Genomic DNA, 22,599 nt, shown 5'->3' with positions numbered 1-22,599 from the left:
GTGCCTAATGTGGCACTGGTTACTTCACCGGGAAAACGCAGCGGGGGTAGCGGAACGGTCCATTTAGTAGGTGGTGCGCAATGTAAGGATGGAGGTCGATGGTGCGCGAAAGTTCAGACGTGCGTGGCTTTTCCTTGAACCTCCGAGTTCAATAGTATATTCGATGCCACCCATTTGGGTGTTCTTCGGCGTGGCGTGCGCAAAAATCCGTTACGCGCATGAGAAAATGTGCTCGACCCGAAATCTATCATTGACCACTTTGAAACCATTTTTTAGCTCTACGGGGGTAGTGCTTCTATAAGGCTGTACGGGATTTATTCACTTTTTATGCGGTTCTGGTCACCCCCGACCGATAAAGTGTTAGGGGTAATTCTCTTAACAAACACCGGAGCCTTACATCGTCATGTCTCACCCTTTTGCTGTTGTCGATCTGAAAACCACCGGCTTCAGCGCCAACGACCGGATCGTTGAGATCGGAGTTGTGCTGCTGGAATCCGATGGGTCGATCAGCGGTACTTGGGAGACGATGGTCCGCCCGAACCGGAAAATACCTAATCCGGACGTGCACGGGATTACCGCATCCATGGTTTCGGGGGCGCCGCGATTCCCGGAAATTGCTGAGGAATTAGGCGAGCTGCTGCGTGATCGGATTGTGGTTACCCATGATGCGCGGCTGAAAATCCGGATGCTGCGCCGGGAGTTTGCGCGCCTTGGGGTGGAAGTGGATTTCTCTCCGGTGTGCACTATTCAATTGGCGTCCAAATTGCCGGGACGGCCAAAGTCTCTGGATGATTGTTTAGAGGCGGTTGGGGAGCGGCCGCTCGAGGATCACGATGCCATCTCTGATGCGCACGGAACCGCTGTGTTGCTGATGAGGTTATTGGAAACCACGCCGCTGCCAAACGATTGCGCGTTGACGTATGTGCCGCCGCTGCCTACCCCGGAGCCGCGGCCGGCGGTGCCGCGTTCGGACCGCCGTAAAGGCAAACACGATGCTGATAATGAGGGTGCCGAACCCGCCACCGAGGTGTTCCAGGCCCCAGTGAAGAAACGGGGCAGGCGGCGCGCGCCAGAGCCGAAGGCGCCGGTGGATACTGTTGAGGACGCGCCCACCGAGGTTTTCCACCAGTTGCCGGAGGTGCCGAGCGTGCCTCCCGTGGCGTCGAAAAGCAAGCACGCGAAGCCGAAATCCATGCCGGTAGCCGAGCTCCCCACGGAGGTGTTTGCGTCGCCGAGCGCGGAACTGTTGATGGCGGAACCGCAGCCGTTGGGGGTAGCGCTGTCGCATGAGGGGGCGGTGGCCAGCCTCGCTCCCGAAGCCAAAGCCAAAGTCGAAGAAATCTTTGAGGGATTGGCGGAGCTGGAAACCGACGTGGATCCGATGGCGGCCTGGCTGGCGGCGGTGGCGGAACGCGTGCCCAAAACCGGCGACCAAGACGCGGACTATTATTTGTGCTTCCTACGCGCGGTGCTCACCGACGGGCAGATTAGCCCATCGGCATTAGAGGCACTCGTGGCGTGCGCGGAGGCGCTGGGGATTACTCGCGACGAAGTGCAGGACTTGCACGGGCGATTCGTACGTCAGGTGGCCATCGAAGCGTGGGTGGATGGGGTAGTTACCGACTCGGAACGGGCGTACCTCCAGGAGGCTGCGACGCAGCTTGGGGTGGACGCCGAAATTGTGGAGGAGTTGCTCGCCGAACCCGAAGAAGACAGCAGTGATGTCACTCCCGGTGCGTTGTTTGCGCCGGGTGACCGCGTGACCTTTACCGGAAACCTTGCCGTGCCGCGGGATGCGTGGGAGGCGCGGGCCCGCGGTGTCGGTTTGGACGTGGGTGAAGTTACCCCTGAGAGTGCCGTGGTGGTGGCCGCGGACCGAAATTCTAAGAGTGAGCGGGCCCGCCGGGCGCGCGAGCTCAGCATCCCCATTATTGACGAAACCGCGTTCGCGCGTCAGCTCAGCGGACTGAAAACTGTGTCGTCGGAGGAGGAGCCGGAAGCGCCGTTTAGTATTTCGCTGTTCCCCTGGGCGCTGGAGTTTTCGCCCGCGCCGACGTCGGTAGGGGAGGTGGCCGCGCTGTGGATTGCGAACCATCCGCAGGAACCCCTGTGCCGTATGTCGGCGGTGCTCAGCCCCGACCTCGTGCCGGATGGTTTGGACCGGAATTCGCGCATTGTTGCGGGTTGGTTCGCGGATTACCCAAACCCGCTGAACGCTACCGCGCGGGCTCTCTCCGAGCTGCACGGGGTGGGCAAGCTGCGGCTGCAACAATTCGTGCATGCCGTGGTGGACACTGCCATCGAGCGCGCCGAGGAGCGAGACCGCAAACTCGCCGAAGAACCGAAGGACCTGCTGGCGGATTTTGAGGATGTCAGCACCGTTGAGTTCACCGCGGCGGAAGCTTTCGCCGACATCGAATACGACGATTTCGCCCGGGTCTCCAACAACGGGGCCGACTATGTTGTCGACGCCGTGGTGATCGACGAAACCTGGTCGGCCGCGCCCGAACTCAACGCCGATCTCACGCATTTGGTGCAATGGTGCACCGTGGCGGCGTTTCGCCCGGATATGCCGGAGCCGGTAGTGAAGTGGGTGGATGCGCTCATCGGGCAAGTCCCCGATCCCATTGAAAGTGCCGTGGCCGCGGCGTTGGCGGAGATTGAGGCGATTGTGTCGAAAGACCCCCGCGGCCCGGTAATTTTTGCCGGCCGGCTGCAGGGCTCGCGGACCCTCGACGATATCGGCACGGAACTCGGTTTGACTCGAGAGCGTATTCGACAGTTGGAAAAGTCGTTGCGCCAGCGGTTAGCCAACGAGTCGCCTGCGGTGAGTTTGCTCACCTCCGCAGTAGCGTACCGGTTTTTGCCCCTCGCGCCTGCCGAAGACGTTGCCGAACTGTTGACCGAACCAGGCTTGCGGACCTTAAGTGCGGTGACGGACGTGTGGGAGCTGGAGGAAGGCTGGGTGTGCCTCCCTGGCTTTGCCGATCAGGTGGCCGAAGCGCTCGCCACGTTTTCCGATGATTGGGGTGTGTGCTCGCTGTCGGCCATCGCGAAGCCGTTGGGTGTGGGCGCGGAGATGCTGTCGGCGTATTTGAAGCGGGATCGCCGCCTGCGCGTGGAAGATACCCGCATTTATACGCGAAACGATTCCTATCAAGATCGGGCGGGTGCGGCGCTTGCCATCGCGGGGAAACCGATGGTTGCCGATGAGATCATCGCCGAGATCGGTTCCGGTAACGCGCGTTCGATGTCGAACCAACTTTCGGCCGACCCGCGGTTTATGCGTGTGCGGCCAGAGACGTGGGCGCTGAGCGAGTGGGGGATGGAGGAATACACCACCATTTTTGATTGGATTGCGCGCCGTGTCGACGCCGCCGGGGAGATTTCTCTGAACGATTTGATTCGCGACGCGCACACCATCGGCGCGGCCGAGAGCTCCATTCGTACCTATTGTTCAACGGGCGAATTTGTGATCGAAAACGGCGTGGTGCGTCGAGCGGAGGCCCCGGTGGTCAATGATGCTTCCCCGCGCGAGGTGCCGAACTTCTACCGCCGCGGCAAGACGTGGTCACTGCTATTGGTGGTGAATAGTGATCACCTGCGCGGCTCCGGTTTCGGCGTGCACCGCGGCGTGTGCGCGCTTGTCGACGTCCCGTTCCTCGGCGGCGTCGAACTGCCCAGCCGGCTCGGGCCGCAGGCCGTGCGCTACAACCGGGCGGGCAGCACGCTAGGGACGATCCGGAGGTTTTTGCTGGATTTGGGTGTTGGCGAAGGCGATCGCGTGTGGTTGGAATTCCATGACGACGGCCACTTTGACATCACCCGCGCCACGCCGCTGATGGAGGAACCCACGGTGGCCAACCTCATGGGTCTGGACGTCACCCGTGAACAACTCGTGCCAGCGGTGAACCGCGCGTTGGGGTTGCAGCCGAACGCCCCGCGGCGTCGCGCGGTGGCGATTCTGCGCCACCGCTACCAAGACGACCTCGCGGATATGGTGCGCGAGCTGGTTTAGGACACCTGGAGGGGGAGGGCGGCCTCGAGAAGCTGCCGCGTGTAGTCGTGCTGTGGGCAATTGTAAATGTCTGCCACGTTGCCACGTTCAACAACTTCGCCGTTGCGCAGCACGATGAGGTCGGTGCACAACTGCCGCACTACCGCAAGGTCGTGCGACACGAACACGAGGCTGAGGCCGTGGGTGCGCACGAGGCGATCCAGCAGGTCCATCACTTGGGTGCGTACAGACATGTCGAGGGCGCTTACAGGTTCATCTGCGAGCAATACACTGGGCTTCGCCGCAATCGCACGTGCAATCGAAATTCGTTGCCGTTGCCCGCCCGAAAACTCGTGTGGGAAGCGGGTCGCGGCGTCCGGTTCCAAATCCACCTCTTGCAAGACCTCCGCAACGCGGGCCTGCTGTTGGGCAGCCGACATACCGTGCAGCGGCTCCGCGATCGAACGCCCCACTCGCATGCGTGGGTTGAGGGAGGATTGTGGGTCCTGGAACACCATGTGCAAGCTGGTGCCGGGACTCCGCACCACCGAACCGGTGGTCGGATTGTCGAGCCCGGCCAAGATCTTGAGCAGGGTGGTTTTCCCGGAGCCGGAACCGCCAACAATGCCGAGACGCTGGTGCTGATGCAGCGCGAGCGACGTTTCCGCCAAGGTGGTGGTGCCGCGGCGCACTCGGGAAATCCCACGAGCTTCCAGCAGTACGTCCCCGTTGGCTTCGATATCGACGTACCGAGGTTCGCTGAGGTCTGCGGCCCGCACCAGCATGCGGGTGTAGTCATGTTGCGGGGTGTCTAACACCTCGCTGGTAGTACCGGTTTCCACCACTTCGCCGTTACGCATCACCAGTAGGCGTTCGCACGTGCTGGCCACCAAGCCGAGGTCGTGGGTGATAAACAGCAGTGCTGCCTTCGCTTGGTCCGCCAGCCGCAGGATGAGCTTGACGATGTGCTTTTGCACGGTCACGTCGAGTGCGGTGGTCGGTTCGTCACACAGCAGGATATCCGGATCGCACGCAAGTGCCATTGCGATGAGGACGCGTTGCCGCTGCCCGCCCGAAAGTTCGTGCGGGTAGGAATTCGCCATGGATTCCGGCAGGTCCACATCCCGCAGCATGTCGCCAACGGTGGTGGCGGTGGCGGCCAATCCGTGTGTGCGGCGCACCTCGGCGATTTGCTTGCCCACCTTCATTAACGGGTCCAGCGCCGACATAGGTTCCTGGAACACCATGGCGATTCGCTTGCCGCGCACTGTGCGTAGGATGCGGTCGTTCAGCTGCAGCAGATTGCCCATGCCTTCGAGCGTGACCGAGCCGGTGGCGTGGAGGTTTTCCGGCAACAGGCCCATGATGGCCAACGCGGTGAGGGACTTTCCGGAGCCGGATTCCCCAATGAGCCCGACGCGTTCGCCGGGCTCGAGGTTGAGCGCGAGATCGCGGACCAGCGTGGTGCTGCGGGTGCGAACGTGCAGATCGGACACTTCGAGCAGCGTCATGCCGCCCTCCTAGTTTTCGGGTCGATAAGGTCACGGAGTCCGTCGCCCAGCAGGTTAAAACCGAGGACGGTCATGGCGATGGTCAAGCCAGGCCAGATGGCTAGCTGGGGCGCGGACCCCAATGAGGCCTGTGCGCTTTGCAGCATGCGGCCCCACGACGGATCCGGCGGGGGCGTGCCCAGTCCGAGGAAGCTTAGCGCGGCTTCGGCAAGGATGGCCAGCGCGAACGCCACGGACGCCTGGACGGTCAGCATGCCCGCGATATTCGGCAGGATGTGTGGGATGGGTGAGCGGCCAGACAGGCGAGCGGCGGCGATATAGTCGCGGCTCATCACCTGGAGGGTGCCGGCACGGGCCACGCGGGCGAAACTCGGGGCGGCGGCGATGCCGATGGCCACCATCGCGGAGACCGTGGAGGCGCCGAAGATTGCGCCAGCAACAATCGCCATGAGGAGGGCAGGAAACGCGAGCAGCATGTCCGCGCCGCGCATAATAAGTTGATCCAAAAACCCGCGCTTCATACCCGCGATGACTCCCAACGGGGTGCCAAGCCCGGCGCCGATGCCCACGGCGATGAGCCCCACCAGCAGGGTGACCCGGGAACCCGCCAAGATTTGGGAGAAGATATCCCTACCGTAGCGGTCGGTGCCTAGCAGGTGCGCCCACGAGGAACCCTGGAGGCGGTCGGCGGGAATGGCGTGGATGGGGTCGTAGGGAGTCCACACCAGCGAAACTGCGGCGCCGAAGATGACAATGCCAACGATGATCGCGCCAACGATGCCACTGGTACGCATATTAAGCTTCCTTTCCAATGCGCGGGTCCACCACGGCGGCCAATAGATCAACGATCAGGTTGGCCGCGAGCGTAAGGAACACCAGCACCATGACTACGGTCTGGACGGTGGGCAGGTCGCGGGTGAGCACGGCGTCGAGAAGCATGGTGCCCAACCCCGGAATAGTGAACACCCGTTCAATTACTACGGCGCCAACCACGAGGGCGGCCAATTGCACGCCGGTAACGGTAATCACCGGGATTGCCGCATTCCGCAACCCGTGCTGCACCAGTGCCTTCGCCCGCGAGAGGCCGGTGGCGCGGGCCGTGCGCATAAAGTCCTCGTTGAGGATTTCCAGCACGGAGGCGCGTACGTAGCGCGTCATCATCGCGCCTTGGACAGCGGCGAGCGCGACGGCGGGCAAGACCAGCCGCGACGCGAATTCTTTCATCGAATAGGAGGGCGGAACCCAGCCGTTTGCGGGGAACCAGCCCAGCCGTACCGCGAACGCGGAAACCAACAAAATACCGGCCAGGAAACTGGGGATCGCAATGCCGATCTGACTGCCGGCGGTGATGATCGCGCCGTCGATATGCCGGTGGCGAACGGCGGCCCAGGTGCCCAATGGAATGGCGGCGGCGAGTGCCAGCAGCATGCTCACGCCCACGAGGATGAGACTCACCTGCAGGCGGTCGAGCACCAGTGGCGTGATATCCAATTTATTGGTCAAAGAGGTGCCAAAATCGCCGGTGAGCAATGCGCCCATCCAGGCGAAGTACTGGGTGAGTAACGGTTGATCCAGCCCCGCGGACTCTCGCGCGGCGGCCAATAGCTCTGGGGTGGCGGTCACGCCGAGTGCGATTTCTGCGGGGTCGCCAGGGATGACGCGCAGCAGGACGAAAATGACCACGCTGGCCACGAACAAGGTGAGGGCAAAGCGCGCGAGAATGCGCAGCATTTCGGTCACTGTTGTTTCTCCTTCCGCAGCGCCGCCAACGGCAAGCCTTCCGAAACAATGTTCGCCTCAACGCCGGTGACTTCCGGGGAGGAGACCACGATGTTGGGGTAGTTAAACAAGGTCGCCGCGCCGGCTTCCGCCATAATGCTATCCACCGCTCGGCGCATGTGTTCGGTTTGCTGCTCGGGGGCGTCGGAATCCGCCATTTCGAGCGCACTGCGCACAGTTTCGGAATCGAAGCCGAGGTAGTAGTCGGGGTTGCCGAACAACGTCGGGATGTCCCGCGCCTCCACGTGCATAATCACGGACATGTCGTAGTCATGCGCGCGGTGCACCTTGGAAAGCCACACCGCGGGGAACTCCGTGGATTCGATCACCACGTCAAGGCCCACGTCACGCAATTGCGAAACCACAATCTCGGACACGTTCGTGGCATACGGCAGGGAGGGCACCGACAGCACGATGCGGCTGCCCTCCGCGCCGGCTTCGCGGATCAACTGGCGCGCCTTGTCCGGATCGAATGGGTAGCGCTCGGACTGCTCGTACCAAGGGTCGGTGGGAGGGACGGGTGCGCCGCCCGTATCGATGCCTTTGCCGGCCCACGCGGTGTCGATCACCGCCTGCCGATCGATGGCATAAAGGACGGCTTGGCGCACGCGGACGTCGTTAAACGGCGCGCGGCGGTTGTTCATGCTCAGCAACACCTCGCCATTGGTGGTGCCCTCTTTGACCTGGTAATCGGACAGCGTTTGCAACAGTTCCGGCGACTGCATCGAATACACCACGTCCACGTCCCCCGAGCGCAACGCGTTGGTAGCGCCCACGGCGTCACTAAAGTAACGGATCGCGGCGGCATCGTTGTTGGGTTTATTCCCCCAATAGTTGTCGCGGGCGTCAAAGGACAACGATTGCCCCACCGCCCAATGCGCCACCGTGTACGGTCCGGTGCCAATCGGGTTCGCCGCCAAATCGGACACACCGTCGGGAGACATCATTGCCCCCACAAACGTCCCCATCGACCACAGCCAGTGATTGCTCGGGCGCTCCAGCGTGACCTCAAGCGTGTGCGAATCCAGGGCCTTGGTGTCCGATACGACATCCATTTGTTTTTTCAGGCCGTTGGTCCATTCCTCGGAACGTACCCGGTCAATAGAAAACTTGGCCGTTTCCGCATTGAACGGCGAACCATTGGAAAACTTCACCCCACGCTGCAACTGGAACGTATAGGTGCGGCGATCCGGTGACACGTCCCAGCTGGTTGCCAGGAGCGGCTCTACCTCACCCTCATCATTGATCCTTACCAGTCCTTCGTACACATTTCCCATGAGTGCTTGCGGAATCGCCGCGCCGGAAGTCTTGGTGAAATCCAAAGATGCCGGGGCTGCGGACACCGCAATCACCACTGTGTTTTCATCGGCGATTCGTCCCACGCGAGTCGCTGTCTGTCCTGCGCTGCAGGCACTGAGTGTCGCTGTCACCGTGGCGGCAGCGATCACTGAAAGCGTCGCGTTGGGGGCCTGAAATTTACCCATGTGTTGAGAGGGTAGTCGAAGGGTAGGCTTAAACCCGCAGAATCCACAGCTTGAGCCCCTCCGAGTGGGGGTAATGTAATGCACTAGGTTTCTTGTTGTGGTAGCAAACCTTGTGAATTCGGGGGTAGGTTTTGCGCCGCGTATGCGGCGTGAGCGCGCCCAAGTGGAATGAAACGCCTGCGCGATAACCAAGAATGAGGTGAGCGCCGCGTAAAATAACGCGCACAATGAATACTCTTCGTGTGCGGACCAGTTACGCAACCATCGCGCGCTCTCGGGCGGTGGTGACCTTTGCGTTGTTTATGGTTTGCCTTACGCCCATGACCATTGGTTTTCTTGGCGCCCGGGCGGCCGCCGCAAATCATACGCTGCGCGTGCTGTTCGGCATTTCAGCGAGCGTGCCGGCCGTGGGGATTCTCGTGGCTGCGGCGAGTTTGGTGGTGGTGGTGTGGCGGCGCCGCAAGGTCGTGCTGGAGCTTGGCCACCACCTCCACATCACCCGCACGGGAGTTCGTCTTGAGATGTCGCAGATCAGCCGCGTGCAAACCTGGACGCGGGATTTTGGCAAGGGGGGAGTTTATAGCTACCTCGCCCTTGTACCCGCGCACATCGACGCCCGTATGGGCAACCGCCCAGGGCCAGACACCGCATCTGGGGCGCCCCGCGAACTGGACGCTTATGTGGCGGAGTTTCCCCGCGGCGTGGAACCAAACGTGTTCGAAGTGGTCGAGCTGATCCGGGCAGAAAACCCGGATGTGGTGGTGGAAAAGCTCGGCAATATTCGCTGCTAGCTCGCGGCGGCAACTGGCGTGCGGCGGGCGGGCATCACGGCGGTGTCCACCCCGATACCCAGCGCAATGGCGGCTGCCGTGGGCAGCATCCACCCGAGGCTTTGGGCATGCATTGGCGACCAATCAAGCAACGGTTCGATGAGGCTGGTGCCGACGCCGATGGCGCTGATGCTCATCAGCCCCGCCCAAATCACCGCCACGCTTAACCCGAAGCGAAACGTAAAACGCAGCTCGCGGCGGAACAACGGTTCGATCAGGGTGAGGAATACGAGGGTGATTGCCGCTGGGTAGAGGAAGCCAATGATCGGGGCGGCAATGCTCAGCACCGTTTCTAGGCCCAAGATCGACACCACAAACGAGATCACGGTAAATAAGATCGCCCAATTGCGGTAGCTCAGTGTTGGGACCAGTCGGTGAAAAAACTCGCTGGTCGCGCCGATGAGCCCCACGGACGTGGTCAAACACGCCAGCAGCACAATGAGCCCGAACACGATGAGCCCGGGGGTGCCCATGGTGAGTTGCGCGGCGTCGGTAAGTAGCGTTGCGCCGTCCGAATATTGCTGCCGGTTGGGAATCACGTGCCCGATGTAGCCCAAGCCTAGGTAAATCACCATGAGCAGCGCGCCAGCACCAATTGCCGCGTAGGAAACACCGCGGACGAGCTGGCGGCCAGCGGGGATGCCTTTGTGCCGCAACGACGACACCACCACAATGCCGAACGCCAGTGCGGCGAGCGAGTCCATGGTGAAGTAGCCCTGAATCAACCCTGCCGTCAGTGGGTGCTCGGCGTATTCCCCAGACGCCGGTGCAGGTTCGCCATTGAGTTTGAATACGGAAAGCACCACGAGCGCTACAAGCAACAGGAGCAATGCCGGGGTCAGGTATTTGCCAAGCTTGTCCACCAAATGCGAAGGATCGAACGCTAATGCGAGGGAAATGCCGAAGAAGATTGCGGAAAACACCGCCGCCGCGAGCGTAGAATCCAAGCCCGTGATCGGGGTGACGGCGGTGGAGAAACTCACCACGGCGGTGCGGGGCAGTGCGTAGAACGCGCCGATAGCCAAGTACACCAGCACGGGGAACGCGACGCCGAAGATAATGCCGCCGCGACGGGCAAGGTCGATGATGTCGTTGCCGGTAACCGCGACCGCAATGACGGAAATCACCGGTAGTGCCACACCCGCGATCAAAAACCCGAGGATGGCCGGGCCGAATCCGTCACCCGCGCTCGCGCCGAGGATGGGCGGGAAAATAAGGTTGCCGGCGCCGAAAAACATGGAAAACAACATCAGCGTTGCTACGGTAACGGCGGCGGTGAACGTGGTGGTGGCCGCGGTGGCTGCTTTGGCCATGGAGGATGTCTACCTTTCCCAACGACAATGCGACGCGCCTCATCGTAGCAGGTGAGCGCGAGTTTTCCGGCACCGGTAGGGTTTTAAGTATGAAGGTATACATTGGTTTTGGCTCCTATCCGTACGTGGAATCTGCGTTGCGTGCGGAAGGCGCCCAGATCGTCTCCTCCTTGGAGGAGGCGGATGCGTTTGTGTTTACGCAGATTCCGCGCCGTGAGTTTCCCGAGCTGCCGGATAATATTCAGTGGGTGCAATTGCCGCACGCCGGCATCAACGATTACATTGCCGCAGGCGTGGTCACGTCCGACCGCCGGTGGTCCAATGCGTCCGGCGTGTACGGGCGGCAGGTTGCGGAGGGGGCGCTGGCATTGCTGCTTTCCCTGCGCCACGCGATTCCCGCCATGGTGCGTGCGGATCGTTGGCCGCAGGACTTGCGTATCGACACCGCGACCAGCCAGCTCGCGGGCACCCGCACCGCCGTCGTGGGAATGGGCGGCATTGGTAAAGCGCTGGAAGAAATGCTTGTTACGTTCGAAACAGAGGTGGTGCCATTGGGGCGGGAGGATCAGCTCCTCGACGTTGCCGGCGACGTGGACCAAGTGATTCTGTGTTGCCCGCTCACCGCGGATACCAAACGTATGGTGGATGCGCAGGTGCTGGCCGCCATGAAGCCGAGCGCCCTGCTCATCAACGTAGCTCGCGGCGAGGTGGTAGACACGGACGCCCTTGTCGCCGCGCTCGATGCCGGCGAAATCGCCGGCGCAGGCCTGGATGTGACGGATCCGGAACCCCTACCGGATTCGCACCCGCTGTGGGGCCGCGACAATGTGGTGATTACCCCGCATACCGCCAACACCATCCACTCCATGGATCGGCTTTTGGCCCCAGTGGTGGCGGAAAACTACCGCCGGTTTGTTGCCGGGGACCGCATGCTCACCGAGGTGGACCCCGGGCGCGGCTACTAGTAGGCGCGGCTGAAGCGCTCGAGCGCCTCGTTGAGTGTGTCCGGGGTGCAGGCAAAGTTCAGCCGGGCGTGGCCCGCCCCGCCGGGACCGAACGTGGTGCCCTCGTTGAGCGCGATATTGCAGCGCTCTAGGATCTGCGCAGCCGGGCGATCCGCCAGGGGAGTGTCCCGGAAATCAAGCCACATGAGGAACGTGGCGTCCGGGACAGTGGTGGCCAAGCCCGGCAGGATGCGCGGTAACTCTTGTGCGAGGGTGTCCCGGTTGTGCAGCAGCACCGCAAGCTGATCGTCAAGGAAGGCGGTATCCGCGCGATAGCTTGCCTCCGCAGCGATCAGCCCGATGGTGGAAACCCCTTCGCGCAGCAGCGGGTGGATTCGTTCCCACGCGGCGGCGTCCTCGGCATTCGAAAACACCATCTGGGCGCATTTCAAACCGGCGATGTTCCACGCCTTGGAGGTAGCCGTGACGGTGACCGTCACCCGTGCCGCCGTTTCGGACACGGAGGCGACGGGGATATTGCGCCCCTGGTACACCAGTGGGGCGTGGATTTCGTCGGCGATAATGCGGGCGTCGTAGCGATCGACCAGCTCGGCCAACTCACGCAAAAACTCCCGATCGAACGTAAAGCCGAGCGGGTTAAACGGACTGACTAGGACGATGCTGCCCGCGCCCTTGCGCAGACATTCCTCCACATCATTGAGGTCGATGCCGCCGTAGGCGTCGATCATCATCGTTTCCCGGCCGGTAACTCCCGTGAGCCCCAAAAACGGCATGTAGGAGGGGGTGGGCACAATCGTTGGCGTACCGGGCCGGGTGAGATGTTCGATGGCTAACCACACGCCCCGCACCACATCCGGGATGGGGAACACCCATTCAGGGTTGGGGCCCCAGCCGAAATGCTTCCGGTAAAAGTTCGCAAGGGCCTCACCCAAGCCCGGGGTTTCCGGGGGATAACCGAAGGCTTCGCGTTCCACGGCGTCGACAAGCGCCTGTTTTACCTCTGGGCAGGTCCCGAAATCACTTTCGGCAACCCACATGGGCAGCGTATCGGCTGGGTAACGGGTCCACTTGAGGGTTTTGCGGTTGTACAATTCTTTGAGGTCAGGAAAACGCATGCCTCACACTTTAACTGCGCAACTCAAAGGCTTTCAGCTGTTCCGCATCGGTCAGCGCCAAGAGCTGCGCATATATACCGCCAGTGGTGGCAAGATGCTGCGGCGAGCCGATCTCATCAATGTGCCCATCGCGCAGCGTCACAATCGTGTCTACGCCAGCAATGGTGGACAACCGGTGCGCAATAATCAACGTGGTGCGATCGGCCATGAGTTCGTCCAGGCCTTGCTGCACGGCGAGTTCGCTGCGGGTATCCAGCGCGGAGGTCGCCTCGTCTAACACCAGCACAGGGGCGTCCTTGAGCATGGCGCGCGCCACCGCGATGCGCTGCTTCTGCCCGCCCGACAACCGCACACCGCGCTCACCGACAACAGTGTCGTACCCGTCCTCGAAACCCACGATGAAATCATGCGCGTTGGCGCGTTGCGCGGCGGCAATGACTTCCGCCTGTGTGGCGTGCGGCTTACCGTAAGCGATGTTTTCCCGGATGGTGCCGGAAAACAGGCTCGCCTCTTGGAACACCACACCAACCGAAGCCCGCAATTTCGACGCGGACAGTTGTTTGACGTCCTGCCCGCATACCTTGAGCTCTCCGGAGCTTGGGGCATAGAGGCCGAGAATGAGGTTGACTAGCGTGGACTTCCCGCCGCCCGATTCGCCCACCAAAGCGATTCGCTGCCCGCGGCGCGCCACGAACGAAACCCCGTGGATGACTTCCTTATCGCCCGGATAGCCGAAGGAAACATTATTCAGTTCCAACACAGGTTCGGCAGGCGGTAGGGGTTCCAATGGGGTGGGACGGAGCTGTGGCACGTCAGATGTAGCGGTTGCCGCCACCAGCTGCGGGTCTGCGGTAGGTTCTGGGTCCGTGGACATTACCTCGAAGTAGTCCTTTGAGCCGGCGATGGCGCGCTGCGAGATATCCACCAGGTAGCTCATCATAAACACTGGTTGGCGCGCCATGGTGACCAGCTGGATCAACATCACCATGTCACCGATGGAAAAATGCCCGGATAAGGTGCGGGTAAAAAGCAGGGCGTAGATTCCGAAAAACAGGATGTTGAGCGCGGCGCCGCGTAGGAAATCCATGCGGTGCCAGTATTTCGATTGTGTGCGGGTCAGCCCTATCGTGTTGCCGTAGCGTCGGGCAAAGGAGCCCAGCTCGAGCAATTCCGTAACGAACGATTTGACGGTTTTGGTTTGACCGATCACCTCGGCGAATCTGCCGTCCGCGATGTCGATGTTTTTGTTCTTTTCCCCTTCGATGGTTTGCCATCGGGTGCTGGTCATGGTGGTGAGCCACATGTAAACCGGAAACACGATGGCGAGCAGCACGGCGATTGGCCAGTAGTACCACGCGGTGATGCCGAGGACGGCCGCCACGGTAAGCAGCATGGGGAAAAAGTTGTTGGTAAACGCCTGGAAGCACTGCGTGACGGAGTTTACTGAGCGGTCTAGCCTGGCCACAATGGTGCCGGTGACCTGCTTGTCAAAATACTGTTGCGGCAGGCTGAGCAGCTTGGCAAAGTACCGCGTGGACAGTATCTGCTTGAGCCGCGCAGCGAGGACGTCGCCGAGGTAGCCGCCGATGTTAAACACCAGGCTATGCGCGATTTCCGCCGCCAGCAATGCGGCCGCTAGCCACAGAATCACCTGCATCGCGTCGGGTGCGGACTGTTGTCCGCTTATCGACGCCACGATGGTATCCGTAGCCGTGCGAATGATAAACGGGGTGACTAGCGCCAGCCCCGCAGTGGTGAGTGATGTGATGATCACACCCACATACAACGGCCACAATGTGCTGGCATCGCGCAAAATTTTTGTTAGGGAACGCACGGGAGAGCTTTCGTCTTTTTCTTGTATGGGCGCAGCTGGGAGGACGCGGGCTAACCACGAGATAAGTTGCGCGTATTAGAATATTTGGATGAGGTCATTGGCCGCCGGAAGGGAGACGTGTGCATGAGAGGAAACAATGCACGCAAAACGTTGTTGGTTGGTGCTGGAATCCTAGTTACGTCCGCACTAGTCCTCGCAGGTTGCAGCGCATTTGGCGGAAAGGATGACACAGCGGATGCGGAATCGGCTGAGTCAACAGTGTCTGCCAGCGCCGTTTCTAAACCTACGTTTAGCGCCAAGGATGTGGACGACGTGATTGTCGATGAAATTTACGGCAACCACCACGATCCTGGGTTAAATGTGGAATGGACACTCGTAGGAGCACAGGTTGCCCCGTATGGCGGCGTGGCAGTGAGCCTTTATATCAAGAATCTGAATGATGTTCCACTCCCTCCTGATGCTGTGAAGTCAGCAACATTGAAGTTGAAAGACTATTCCGGAAATGTCACCGAAGTGGAACCCTTGGATAAGGATTCCTCCGGCGTGGAGTCTGGCCTCGATTTGCCTTTGGGCGTGGGCGCCAAAACTACCATTACGTATGCTTTCAACACGACAATCGGTAATTTGTATTCCTCCGAGCTCAAGGTAGGTAACGTCGTCTTCCGCGGCAGCCTTGTCGGCTAGTGCCCCCGTTGCGGGGTGGGCTGCGCTGCTCCATGGAACCGCGTTGGGTTCCTCGTTCGTCTAATTCGGCAAGCGGGTTGGTCAAGAAATCTGCTGGTTTGTGCCAAGCCGTGATCATGTGACGTTGGAGCGCGCGCTGCGAGGTGGAATTCCATGGAACTCGATTTTGTCCCGGAGTCTGGGATGGGCCTGGCCTGTCAAATCCAAGACATTGCCAACCTGCTTGAAGGCACCGTGCGGCACGCGTTCGAAGGGCAGCTGGACAGCTCCTTTTCGGCAGTGCCGGGCCTTGACCAATTAGGCGCCTCCCACGGGCAAGTACTGTGCGGCGGCGTCGGCTCCGCGGCGGACGTGCTCGCCTGCTATAAACAGCACGTCAATTGGATTTCCAAGGCGCTGGCCGCGAGCATTGAGGCGCTTGCGAGCCAGGAGGATTGCAACTCCCGCGCCATGGACATCGCCGATCAAGGCGGCGATATCGGAACTGAATGTGTGAGCTTTCCGCAGCGTCCACCCATGGAATTCCATCCGTTTACGTTTGCGGCACCCGCCGCCGCTGGTGTGGTGACCAGTCTGGATCAACTCATCTCGGCATTCGCCGGCACTAAACTCGATGTGATTCGGCAGGCGTGCCAGGCCTGGAGCATGATGTCCGGTGAAATCCTCGATGTGGTCACCCGACTTGCCGGTATCGCCGACGAATTGCTTACCTGCAATACGGGCGATATTTTTCAGCGCGCTGTGGAGATCATCACCAAAGTGGTTGAAGTGGGTAAGGATTTTGCGGCGAATGCTGCGACCATGGCCGCCACGCTGAATCACGTGGATGCGGTCACCACGTGGGGCCAGCAACAAGCCGTCACCGCGAAAGCCGGGATTGATGCGATCCCTGACCCAGTGGCGCAAAAGGCTGCCGAACAGGAATTTCTCGCTGGCTTTATGGGTGGAGAATTCCCCGCAGCCCTTCAAGGTGGCGTGCCGCCCATTGGTGGGCTGATGGATAGTGCCCAAAGCACGGCTTCGCAATGGAACCCTGCTGGGGGCCAGCCTATTGAGGCGGGTTTCGGTTCCGTGGCTGGCAGCGGTCAGCCTTTGAACATCGGGCCAGCGTTGCGCGTCGGTACTGCGGCGCCTACCCCGTACGGCCAGCCCACGATTGGTTCCACACTGGGCGCGGTAGGGCAGGTGGTTGATGGGATACACAGGCTTTTCGGCGGCATAGGCACCCAACAAGCTGGTGTGGGCCCTGACCTATTGCATCCGCCGACACCACCACACACCCTTGGGTTCGCTGGAACTCCCGCGCCAACGCCCGGATACTCGCCGTCGCCGTTCGGGGCTGCTCCGATGCCGCTGGTTGGCCCACAGCAGCCGATCAGCAGGTCCGGTATGAACGGGATTGATTCCGCACCGATGTACGGCAAACACGCCGCACCACCTGGCCCAATCAATGGTGCCACCACGCCGTCGGGCGGCGCGGCCGCCCCCATGCCCATGTCGGGGGCGATGGGTACGCCGCTCATGGGAGCATGGAACAAGCGTGGCCATAGTGCCCCCATTGGTGGGCTGACGGGAAATTCACCAGCCGGCCCAGGGCCCAGTTTTGGCAGCTCCCCGGTCCCCACCGCCTCGACAAGTTCAAACACGGTGGCAACGGGCACGCGCGGCGGATACATGGGCGGCATGCCAATGGCGGGTGGGGCGCCGCATCATGCGGCCCAACAGGGCAAACAGAAGCGAAGCCGCAACAAACTTGAGCGCAACAAAAACGTGAATGATCTCATTGGGGAGCTCAAGCCCGTCCTCGACGGGCCCATTGGCGCGTGGGTGCGCCAACCTGGTTAGGCGGGCCCGACGGAGGTATCCCCGTCGATGCGCTTGAGCACATTTTCCGCGCTGATCAGGCACATGGGTACGCCTACGCCCGGCACCGTGGTTGCGCCAGCGTAGTACAAACCGGCGACCTTTATTGAGGCATTACTGCCGCGCAGGAACGCGGATTGTCGCAGCGTGTGCGCGGGCCCAATGGCTCCCGCCTGCCAGGCGTTGAAACGTTCCGCGTAGTCCGTTGGCCCGATACTGTGCCTGCTCACGATCCGGTCCGCAAGATCGGGGATGCCCGCACGGTGGGCAATCATCGCAATGGCTTCGTCGATCGCCCGATCGACTCGCGGGTCGGCGATACCGTCCGCCGCGTACAGCGAACCGGAACCCAAGTCCGGATCCGGCGCGACCGGGATCAATACGAACAGGTTTTCGCACCCTTCGGGGGCCACACTAGGATCCGTCGCGGACGTCTTACTCACGTACAGCGAGCGGGACACCCCGCCAGTGCGGAACATGGCATCAAAATCAGCGTCCCAATCTGCCGAGAGCAAGAGTTGGTGGTGCAACAACTCCGGTAGCTTGCCCTCCACGCCGAGGAGGGCGACGATGACGCTGATGCCGGGGTCTCGGCGCTTCCAACTGCGTTCCGGATAGCTGCGAAAACCGGGCTCCAGCAGCGCGTGTTCGGTGTGATGCAGGTCAGCGCAGGAGACGACGGTATCGGCATGCAGGGTTTCCACCCTGTCATCGGTGTGGCGGATGCGCACACCGCGGACCGCGTGGCGGCGGCCGGTAACAAACCCGGGATCGCACAAAATCTCTTCCGCTGTGCAATTGGTTCGCAGCGTCGCCCCTGCCTCCGTGGCGAGCCGTACTAACGCATCCACCACCGCGTTGAAGCCGCCGAGCGGGTAGTACACACCGTCGGTGAGGTCGGTGTGGCTAAGTAAGTGGTACATCGCGGGCGTGCGCGCAGGATCGGAGGATAAAAACACCGCAGGGTATTGCAGGATTTGCCGCAGTACGGGGTGGGTGAACTCCCGCTCCACCCAATCCTTGAGGCTCGTGGTGAGCAGCCGTTTCAGCAACGTTGCGCGTCGCAACAAGCGGAGTTTTAGATACGGGCGAAGGGAGGAAAACGTGGTGTAGAGGAATTGATCAAGAGCGGTGCGGTAGGTGAGCTCCGCATGGCGCAGATATGTGGCTAGTTTCTCACCCGCTCCGACCTCCAGCGATTCGAAGAGTTCTTCGGCGTTGCCCGTGACGACGTCCATCGGTTCCGCGTGTTCTGGGAATACTCGGTAGGCGGGTTCCAATCGCACCAACTCTAGTTCCGCATCGGCACTGGTCCCCAATTGAGTGAAGAAATGTTCGAAGGCCTCCGGCATGAGGTACCAGCTGGGGCCCGTGTCCCAGGTGAATCCGTGCGCTTGGTGCCTGCCCGCGCGGCCGCCCAGTTGATCGGTTTGTTCGACGAGGGTGACGTCGTGCCCGCGATGCGCCAATAGGGCCGCCGTGGCGAGCCCGGCGATACCACCGCCGATGACGATGCTGCGGGGTTGGGAGGTATTCATCAGTGGAATTCCTTTCACCGAGGGGAGCCAAGGCGCGGAGCGTGGGCAATCGCGCGGGCAGTGAGCGCTGCTTTCACCGTACCCGGCACGCGGATCCTGCTAGTGGCAACCACGCTGGCGGGGGCCGCTTCAAGGCGCCGCGTCAGCTCATCAAACATGTAATACGCCGTGAGCACGCCAGTGCGGGCGGCGCGGGGGAGTAGCGGGATCGCATCGTATGCGGTGCGTAGGTCGGCGCGGATTTCCGCGATGATCGCATCCTTTGCGGCGTCATCAAATGGTTGGTCGTCCGTGAGGTAGGTACGGCCCAGCAAATCGCGGTCGGTGGCCAAATCGCGCAGAAAATTAATGTTTTGAAACGCCGCGCCGAGCGCCCGCGCCCCGCTTTCCGCGCGGGGTTTATCCGCAGGTAGTAAGGGGTCATTGGCGGTAAAGATTGCGAGGCACATGAGGCCGATAACCTCCGCGGAACCGTATACATAGTCGGCGCGGGATTCGGCGGTGTGTGTGGTTTGGCCTAGATCGCGCTCCATGGAATCAAAAAAGGATTCGAGTTGCGCCTCGGCGATGCGGCAGCGCCGAAACGTGGCGGCAAACGCGTGAATGATCGGGTTGCTAGAAAAACCAAGTGCGCAGCCCCGAAACACCGCTTGGCGGAACAATGTGAGTTCGTGCGCAATTTCTGTACTTGCGACGCCGGCAGCCGCGCCGTCAACAATTTCGTCCGCGATGCGCACTACCGCATAGAGGTTGCGAACATCTGCTCGCATGCGCGGGGAGAGTAGTTGGGTAGCGAGTGAAAAACTGGTGGAATAGTGCGCCATCACCCCGGCGGCTGCCCGTTCGGACATTGCACTAAATAGCGCAGGTGGGTGGTGTTGCTCAGACACGGGTGTTCTCCCTGATCGCCGCTCCGACCACCGTAAGTACCGCCTGCGCTGGCGTTGACAGTGGGGTGTCGGCCGCCAGCGCGGCTGCGGTATCTAGGTGGTCTGCCGCGCGTTGGGCGGAGCGTGCTGCGGCACCGCACTCGCGGAACAATTCGCGCGCCTGTTCCCAATCCTGAGTGGTGATAGCTTGTTCGATTTTCGGCCAGTGTGGGGTGGCCCGCGCCGTGGCGATCAGCGGGGTGGCGCGCCCATGAAGTAGATCTCCGGCGGGGTCCTTGCCGGTGCGCGCGGGCGAGCCGAACACCGATTGCAGGTCGTCGGCCATTTGGTACGCGGTACCCAGATGCCTGCCGATCCGCACCAATTGTTCTCCGCGTTCCGCATGACCGCCGAGCAGCGCTCCGCACGCAAGCGGCGCTTCGAAAGAGTAGGCGGATGTTTTGAGCCGAGAGGCGAGGTGGATCGATCGATCCGACGGGGTGACGTGGGGCAGGGAATGATGGATATCCATAAACTCGCCGATCATGGAATCCTCCGTGGCCTCCGTAAACTCAGTGAGTACGCGGAGCGTGATGTCCGCGTTGGCGCCGCAATTGGCCACGATGTGGGTGGCAGTATTCAGCGCTGCCGTGCCTGCAAGGATCGCCACGGATTCGCCATAGTGTGCGTTTCCGGAGCGGTCTCTGGCCGCGGCGTGGATGGTGGGGTAACCGCGCCGGGTTTCATCGGCGTCGATCACATCGTCCAGGATGAGAAAGGATGCGTGGAGTAAGTCGAATGCGGCGGCGACGGCGGTGTCGGCGGCGTGGGGTGGGGCGTCGATAGGCCGGTCGGCGCCGACATGGACCAGGGTGGCGCGGAGGTGCTTGCCGCCCACCGCAATCCGCATCGCATGCTCGTATGCTTGTGCGATATCGGTGTTGTATTCGGCGACGCGAGCCACCATGCGCTGAAGCGTATGCTGCAGAAAAGCCGTGGATGCGGCGGTTCTTGCGACAAACGGGGCGGGAAGCTCGGGCATGATAGGTATTGTCTCATGGTTTCGGTCAACGGCAACGCTTCACCCCGGTAGGGTGGAGTCCATGACCGACAGTACGGAGTTCGTCGTCTTGTGTGACGCCGACGGTAACCCCACCGGAACAGCAGATAAAGCTACAGTTCACACGCATGAAACACCGCTTCACCTGGCATTTTCCTGCTATCTTCAGGGTGCGGACGGGCGGTTGCTGCTTACTCGCCGCGCGCTGGGGAAAGCCACGTGGCCGGGCGTGTGGACCAACAGTTTCTGCGGCCATCCCGGCCCCGGCGAAGCTACCGAACATGCATTGCATCGTCGCGCGTTCCAGGAGCTTGGTGTGCACGTCGGCGAACTTTTCGACGTCCAGCTCGCCGTACCGGATTTTTCCTACCGCGCAGTAGATGCCTCCGGGGTGATGGAGTGGGAAATCTGCCCGGTGTATACCGCACATGTGCGCGATGTGGAGTTGGTGGCGCCCCGCCCGGCGGAGGTGAAAGAGTTTGAGTGGGTTGCTGTGGATGAGGTGCTGCGCCGGGTGCGTACGTCCCCGCACGGATTTAGCCCCTGGATGGTCGAACAACTTGCCGACCCCAGGTTGGTAGCACAGTTGACCTAAAGGCTGCGCAGCAGGCGGGCGAGCCCGCCGAGCGGAATGTAAGCCCAATCGGGGCGGTTGTTGAGCTCGTAGGCTACTTCGTACAGTAGCTTGTCCATGAGGTACGCGTTCATCAGCGCTTGATGGTCCCCACCGTAACCTTCCAGCAGGGCGGCGCTCGCCTCATCAGCCCAGCCGGAAGGTGCGTCGGTGGCCAGTTGGGCGGCGTAGTCGAAGGAGCGCATCATGCCCGCGAGGTCACGCACCGCGCAATCCATTTGCCGGCGTTCCGCTAGCGGCCGCGCCGGTTCGCCTTCGAAGTCGATGAGAAGATATCGATCCGCCGTGCGCAACACTTGGCCGAGGTGGTAGTCACCGTGCACCCGCTGCATGGTGGCTTCGGCGTCCGATACCGCGTCATAGAGTTTCGCGGCGTGCGGCGCGAACTCGCGGAGCTGGGGGATCTCGTCTGCCAACGAATTCAGGCGCGTGTGCAATTTGTGGGCAAGCGCCCGGCCAGGGACCGTTTGGGTACCAAAGAACTTGGCGAGGTCTTCGTGTACCGCGGCGGTTGCACGTCCAAGGAGTTTCGCTTCCGCTGCGAAGGAGCGCCCCTCGTTGGCGAACTCAAGTGCGGTATCCCAACCGGGGCGCGACCCAGCCGCAAAATCTTGTAGCAGGGCCGTGACGTATTCTTGGCCGTCAATGTGCTGGCTCACCCAACCCTGCAACCTTGGCACATATTCGCACCCGGTTTCGGCCAAGCCATTGAGTAGTTCCACATCGGGGTTGATACCCGGCTGCAATTTTCGGAATACCTTGACCAGCAATTCCCCACCGAACACCAGCGAAGTGTTCGATTGCTCCGCGCCGAGGCTGCGTCCCGTGGCGTTCGCGGGAAGGAGTGGTGTGCGCCGCGCATGCACCGTGCCCATGACCGAACCATCCTGCAGAGCTGCGCCGTAATGGTTCACCACGTCTTCGGTTGCGAAGACGTCGTTGGACGCGGCGTCGATACACAGTTGGTAGAGGTCGCTGTCGCCGTTGCGGCTGGCGCGTACGATGCAGTGCGTGGCGGAACCCAACGGCTGACTTTGCACAACCTCCACGCCGGTAATCGTCTGTGTTTTCGAACCGTAGAAGCGGCTGTGTTGCAGTTTTTCGGCGAGTTCGGTGTGCATGC

The 22,599-nt window shown here is 61.5% G+C and carries 17 protein-coding genes; 6 read left to right on the top strand and 11 right to left on the bottom strand.

Annotation, left to right across the window (positions count from 1 at the left end; all coding sequences use genetic code 11):
• Positions 1–403 precede the first annotated feature (403 nt).
• On the top strand, positions 404–4,018 hold the full coding sequence (locus Q4D83_RS02155) for an exonuclease domain-containing protein (RefSeq protein ID WP_303172550.1): 3,615 nt from the start codon (positions 404–406) through the stop codon (positions 4,016–4,018).
• Here Q4D83_RS02155 and Q4D83_RS02150 read toward each other — a convergent pair.
• From Q4D83_RS02150 to Q4D83_RS02135, 4 genes are read right to left on the bottom strand one after another with little or no spacing between them, the layout of a single operon-like run.
• Positions 4,015–5,508, bottom strand: coding sequence for an ABC transporter ATP-binding protein (locus tag Q4D83_RS02150; RefSeq protein WP_303172549.1), 1,494 nt, complete (start codon positions 5,506–5,508; stop codon positions 4,015–4,017). The genes Q4D83_RS02155 and Q4D83_RS02150 overlap by 4 nt on opposite strands.
• Positions 5,505–6,302, bottom strand: a complete 798-nt coding sequence (locus tag Q4D83_RS02145) for an ABC transporter permease (RefSeq protein WP_303172548.1) — start codon at positions 6,300–6,302, stop codon at positions 5,505–5,507. The genes Q4D83_RS02150 and Q4D83_RS02145 overlap by 4 nt, the downstream gene beginning before the upstream one ends.
• A 1-nt stretch (position 6,303) precedes the next feature.
• A complete protein-coding gene (locus tag Q4D83_RS02140; protein ID WP_303172868.1) occupies positions 6,304–7,239 on the bottom strand; it encodes an ABC transporter permease in 936 nt (311 codons plus the stop codon).
• 5 nt (positions 7,240–7,244) lie between these two features.
• Positions 7,245–8,771, bottom strand: a complete 1,527-nt coding sequence (locus Q4D83_RS02135; RefSeq protein WP_303172547.1) for an ABC transporter substrate-binding protein — start codon at positions 8,769–8,771, stop codon at positions 7,245–7,247.
• 227 nt (positions 8,772–8,998) lie between these two features.
• Here Q4D83_RS02135 and Q4D83_RS02130 point away from each other — a divergent pair, with 227 nt between their 5' ends.
• Positions 8,999–9,562 carry a hypothetical protein gene (locus Q4D83_RS02130; RefSeq protein ID WP_303172546.1) on the top strand — a complete coding sequence of 188 codons (564 nt, stop codon included), beginning with the start codon at positions 8,999–9,001 and terminating at the stop codon, positions 9,560–9,562.
• On the opposite strand, the gene brnQ is transcribed toward Q4D83_RS02130, so the two are convergent.
• On the bottom strand, positions 9,559–10,914 hold the full coding sequence (gene brnQ, locus Q4D83_RS02125; RefSeq protein ID WP_303172544.1) for a branched-chain amino acid transport system II carrier protein: 1,356 nt from the start codon (positions 10,912–10,914) through the stop codon (positions 9,559–9,561). The genes Q4D83_RS02130 and brnQ overlap by 4 nt on opposite strands.
• 5 nt (positions 10,915–10,919) lie before the next feature.
• Here brnQ and Q4D83_RS02120 point away from each other — a divergent pair, with 5 nt between their 5' ends.
• A complete protein-coding gene (locus Q4D83_RS02120; protein WP_303172543.1) occupies positions 10,920–11,879 on the top strand; it encodes a D-isomer specific 2-hydroxyacid dehydrogenase family protein in 960 nt (319 codons plus the stop codon).
• Here the strand turns inward: Q4D83_RS02120 and Q4D83_RS02115 are convergent.
• Together Q4D83_RS02115 and Q4D83_RS02110 are read right to left on the bottom strand one after the other, a co-directional pair.
• Entirely contained in the window at positions 11,876–12,994 is a 1,119-nt protein-coding gene (locus Q4D83_RS02115; protein WP_303172541.1) for a MalY/PatB family protein, read from the bottom strand. The two genes, Q4D83_RS02120 and Q4D83_RS02115, sit on opposite strands and share 4 nt — an antisense overlap.
• 10 nt (positions 12,995–13,004) lie before the next feature.
• Positions 13,005–14,828, bottom strand: a complete 1,824-nt coding sequence (locus Q4D83_RS02110) for an ABC transporter ATP-binding protein (protein WP_303172540.1) — start codon at positions 14,826–14,828, stop codon at positions 13,005–13,007.
• 123 nt (positions 14,829–14,951) lie between these two features.
• On the opposite strand from Q4D83_RS02110, the gene Q4D83_RS02105 reads away from it, so the two are divergent.
• Complete coding sequence (locus tag Q4D83_RS02105) at positions 14,952–15,512, top strand: hypothetical protein (protein ID WP_303172539.1); 561 nt, start codon at positions 14,952–14,954, stop codon at positions 15,510–15,512.
• A 153-nt stretch (positions 15,513–15,665) separates the two neighbouring features.
• The gene (locus tag Q4D83_RS02100; protein ID WP_303172537.1) at positions 15,666–17,357 is read left to right on the top strand and encodes a hypothetical protein; all 1,692 of its coding nucleotides are present in this window, start codon (positions 15,666–15,668) and stop codon (positions 17,355–17,357) included.
• On the opposite strand, the gene crtI is transcribed toward Q4D83_RS02100, so the two are convergent.
• Genes crtI through Q4D83_RS02085 form a run of 3 tightly spaced genes read right to left on the bottom strand, consistent with a single transcriptional unit; the run spans position 17,354 to position 20,824 of the window.
• Positions 17,354–18,913, bottom strand: coding sequence for a phytoene desaturase family protein (crtI, locus tag Q4D83_RS02095; RefSeq protein ID WP_303172536.1), 1,560 nt, complete (start codon positions 18,911–18,913; stop codon positions 17,354–17,356). The genes Q4D83_RS02100 and crtI overlap by 4 nt on opposite strands.
• Before the next feature lie 14 nt (positions 18,914–18,927).
• Positions 18,928–19,803, bottom strand: coding sequence for a squalene/phytoene synthase family protein (locus Q4D83_RS02090; protein WP_303172535.1), 876 nt, complete (start codon positions 19,801–19,803; stop codon positions 18,928–18,930).
• Complete coding sequence (locus Q4D83_RS02085) at positions 19,796–20,824, bottom strand: polyprenyl synthetase family protein (RefSeq protein ID WP_303172533.1); 1,029 nt, start codon at positions 20,822–20,824, stop codon at positions 19,796–19,798. Before Q4D83_RS02085 ends, Q4D83_RS02090 begins: the two co-directional genes overlap by 8 nt.
• Before the next feature lie 61 nt (positions 20,825–20,885).
• Between Q4D83_RS02085 and idi the strand changes: the two genes are divergently transcribed.
• A complete protein-coding gene (gene idi / locus Q4D83_RS02080; protein WP_303172531.1) occupies positions 20,886–21,437 on the top strand; it encodes an isopentenyl-diphosphate Delta-isomerase in 552 nt (183 codons plus the stop codon).
• On the opposite strand, the gene Q4D83_RS02075 is transcribed toward idi, so the two are convergent.
• Positions 21,434–22,597 carry a hypothetical protein gene (locus Q4D83_RS02075; protein ID WP_303172530.1) on the bottom strand — a complete coding sequence of 388 codons (1,164 nt, stop codon included), beginning with the start codon at positions 22,595–22,597 and terminating at the stop codon, positions 21,434–21,436. The genes idi and Q4D83_RS02075 overlap by 4 nt on opposite strands.
• Between the last annotated feature and the right edge of the window lie 2 nt (positions 22,598–22,599).

Source organism: Corynebacterium sp. (assembly GCF_030532715.1).
Lineage (GTDB): Bacteria > Actinomycetota > Actinomycetes > Mycobacteriales > Mycobacteriaceae > Corynebacterium.
The sequence above is the reverse complement of the archived record's forward strand: the minus strand, read 5'-3'. Positions and strand labels throughout refer to the sequence as shown.

Excerpts from the sequence above, each read along its gene's own strand:
- Q4D83_RS02145 (WP_303172548.1), bottom strand. The coding sequence starts at position 6,302 with ATGCGTACCAGTGGCATCGTTGGCGCGATCATCGTTGGCATTGTCATC.
- Q4D83_RS02105 (WP_303172539.1), top strand. The coding sequence starts at position 14,952 with ATGAGAGGAAACAATGCACGCAAAACGTTGTTGGTTGGTGCTGGAATC.
- Q4D83_RS02100 (WP_303172537.1), top strand. The coding sequence starts at position 15,666 with ATGGAACTCGATTTTGTCCCGGAGTCTGGGATGGGCCTGGCCTGTCAA.
- brnQ (WP_303172544.1), bottom strand. The coding sequence starts at position 10,914 with ATGGCCAAAGCAGCCACCGCGGCCACCACCACGTTCACCGCCGCCGTT.
- Q4D83_RS02140 (WP_303172868.1), bottom strand. The coding sequence starts at position 7,239 with ATGCTGCGCATTCTCGCGCGCTTTGCCCTCACCTTGTTCGTGGCCAGC.
- idi (WP_303172531.1), top strand. The coding sequence starts at position 20,886 with ATGACCGACAGTACGGAGTTCGTCGTCTTGTGTGACGCCGACGGTAAC.
- Q4D83_RS02115 (WP_303172541.1), bottom strand. The coding sequence starts at position 12,994 with ATGCGTTTTCCTGACCTCAAAGAATTGTACAACCGCAAAACCCTCAAG.
- Q4D83_RS02075 (WP_303172530.1), bottom strand. The coding sequence starts at position 22,597 with ATGCACACCGAACTCGCCGAAAAACTGCAACACAGCCGCTTCTACGGT.
- Q4D83_RS02135 (WP_303172547.1), bottom strand. The coding sequence starts at position 8,771 with ATGGGTAAATTTCAGGCCCCCAACGCGACGCTTTCAGTGATCGCTGCC.
- Q4D83_RS02085 (WP_303172533.1), bottom strand. The coding sequence starts at position 20,824 with ATGCCCGAGCTTCCCGCCCCGTTTGTCGCAAGAACCGCCGCATCCACG.
- Q4D83_RS02150 (WP_303172549.1), bottom strand. The coding sequence starts at position 5,508 with ATGACGCTGCTCGAAGTGTCCGATCTGCACGTTCGCACCCGCAGCACC.
- Q4D83_RS02120 (WP_303172543.1), top strand. The coding sequence starts at position 10,920 with ATGTCTACCTTTCCCAACGACAATGCGACGCGCCTCATCGTAGCAGGT.
- crtI (WP_303172536.1), bottom strand. The coding sequence starts at position 18,913 with ATGAATACCTCCCAACCCCGCAGCATCGTCATCGGCGGTGGTATCGCC.
- Q4D83_RS02155 (WP_303172550.1), top strand. The coding sequence starts at position 404 with ATGTCTCACCCTTTTGCTGTTGTCGATCTGAAAACCACCGGCTTCAGC.
- Q4D83_RS02130 (WP_303172546.1), top strand. The coding sequence starts at position 8,999 with ATGAATACTCTTCGTGTGCGGACCAGTTACGCAACCATCGCGCGCTCT.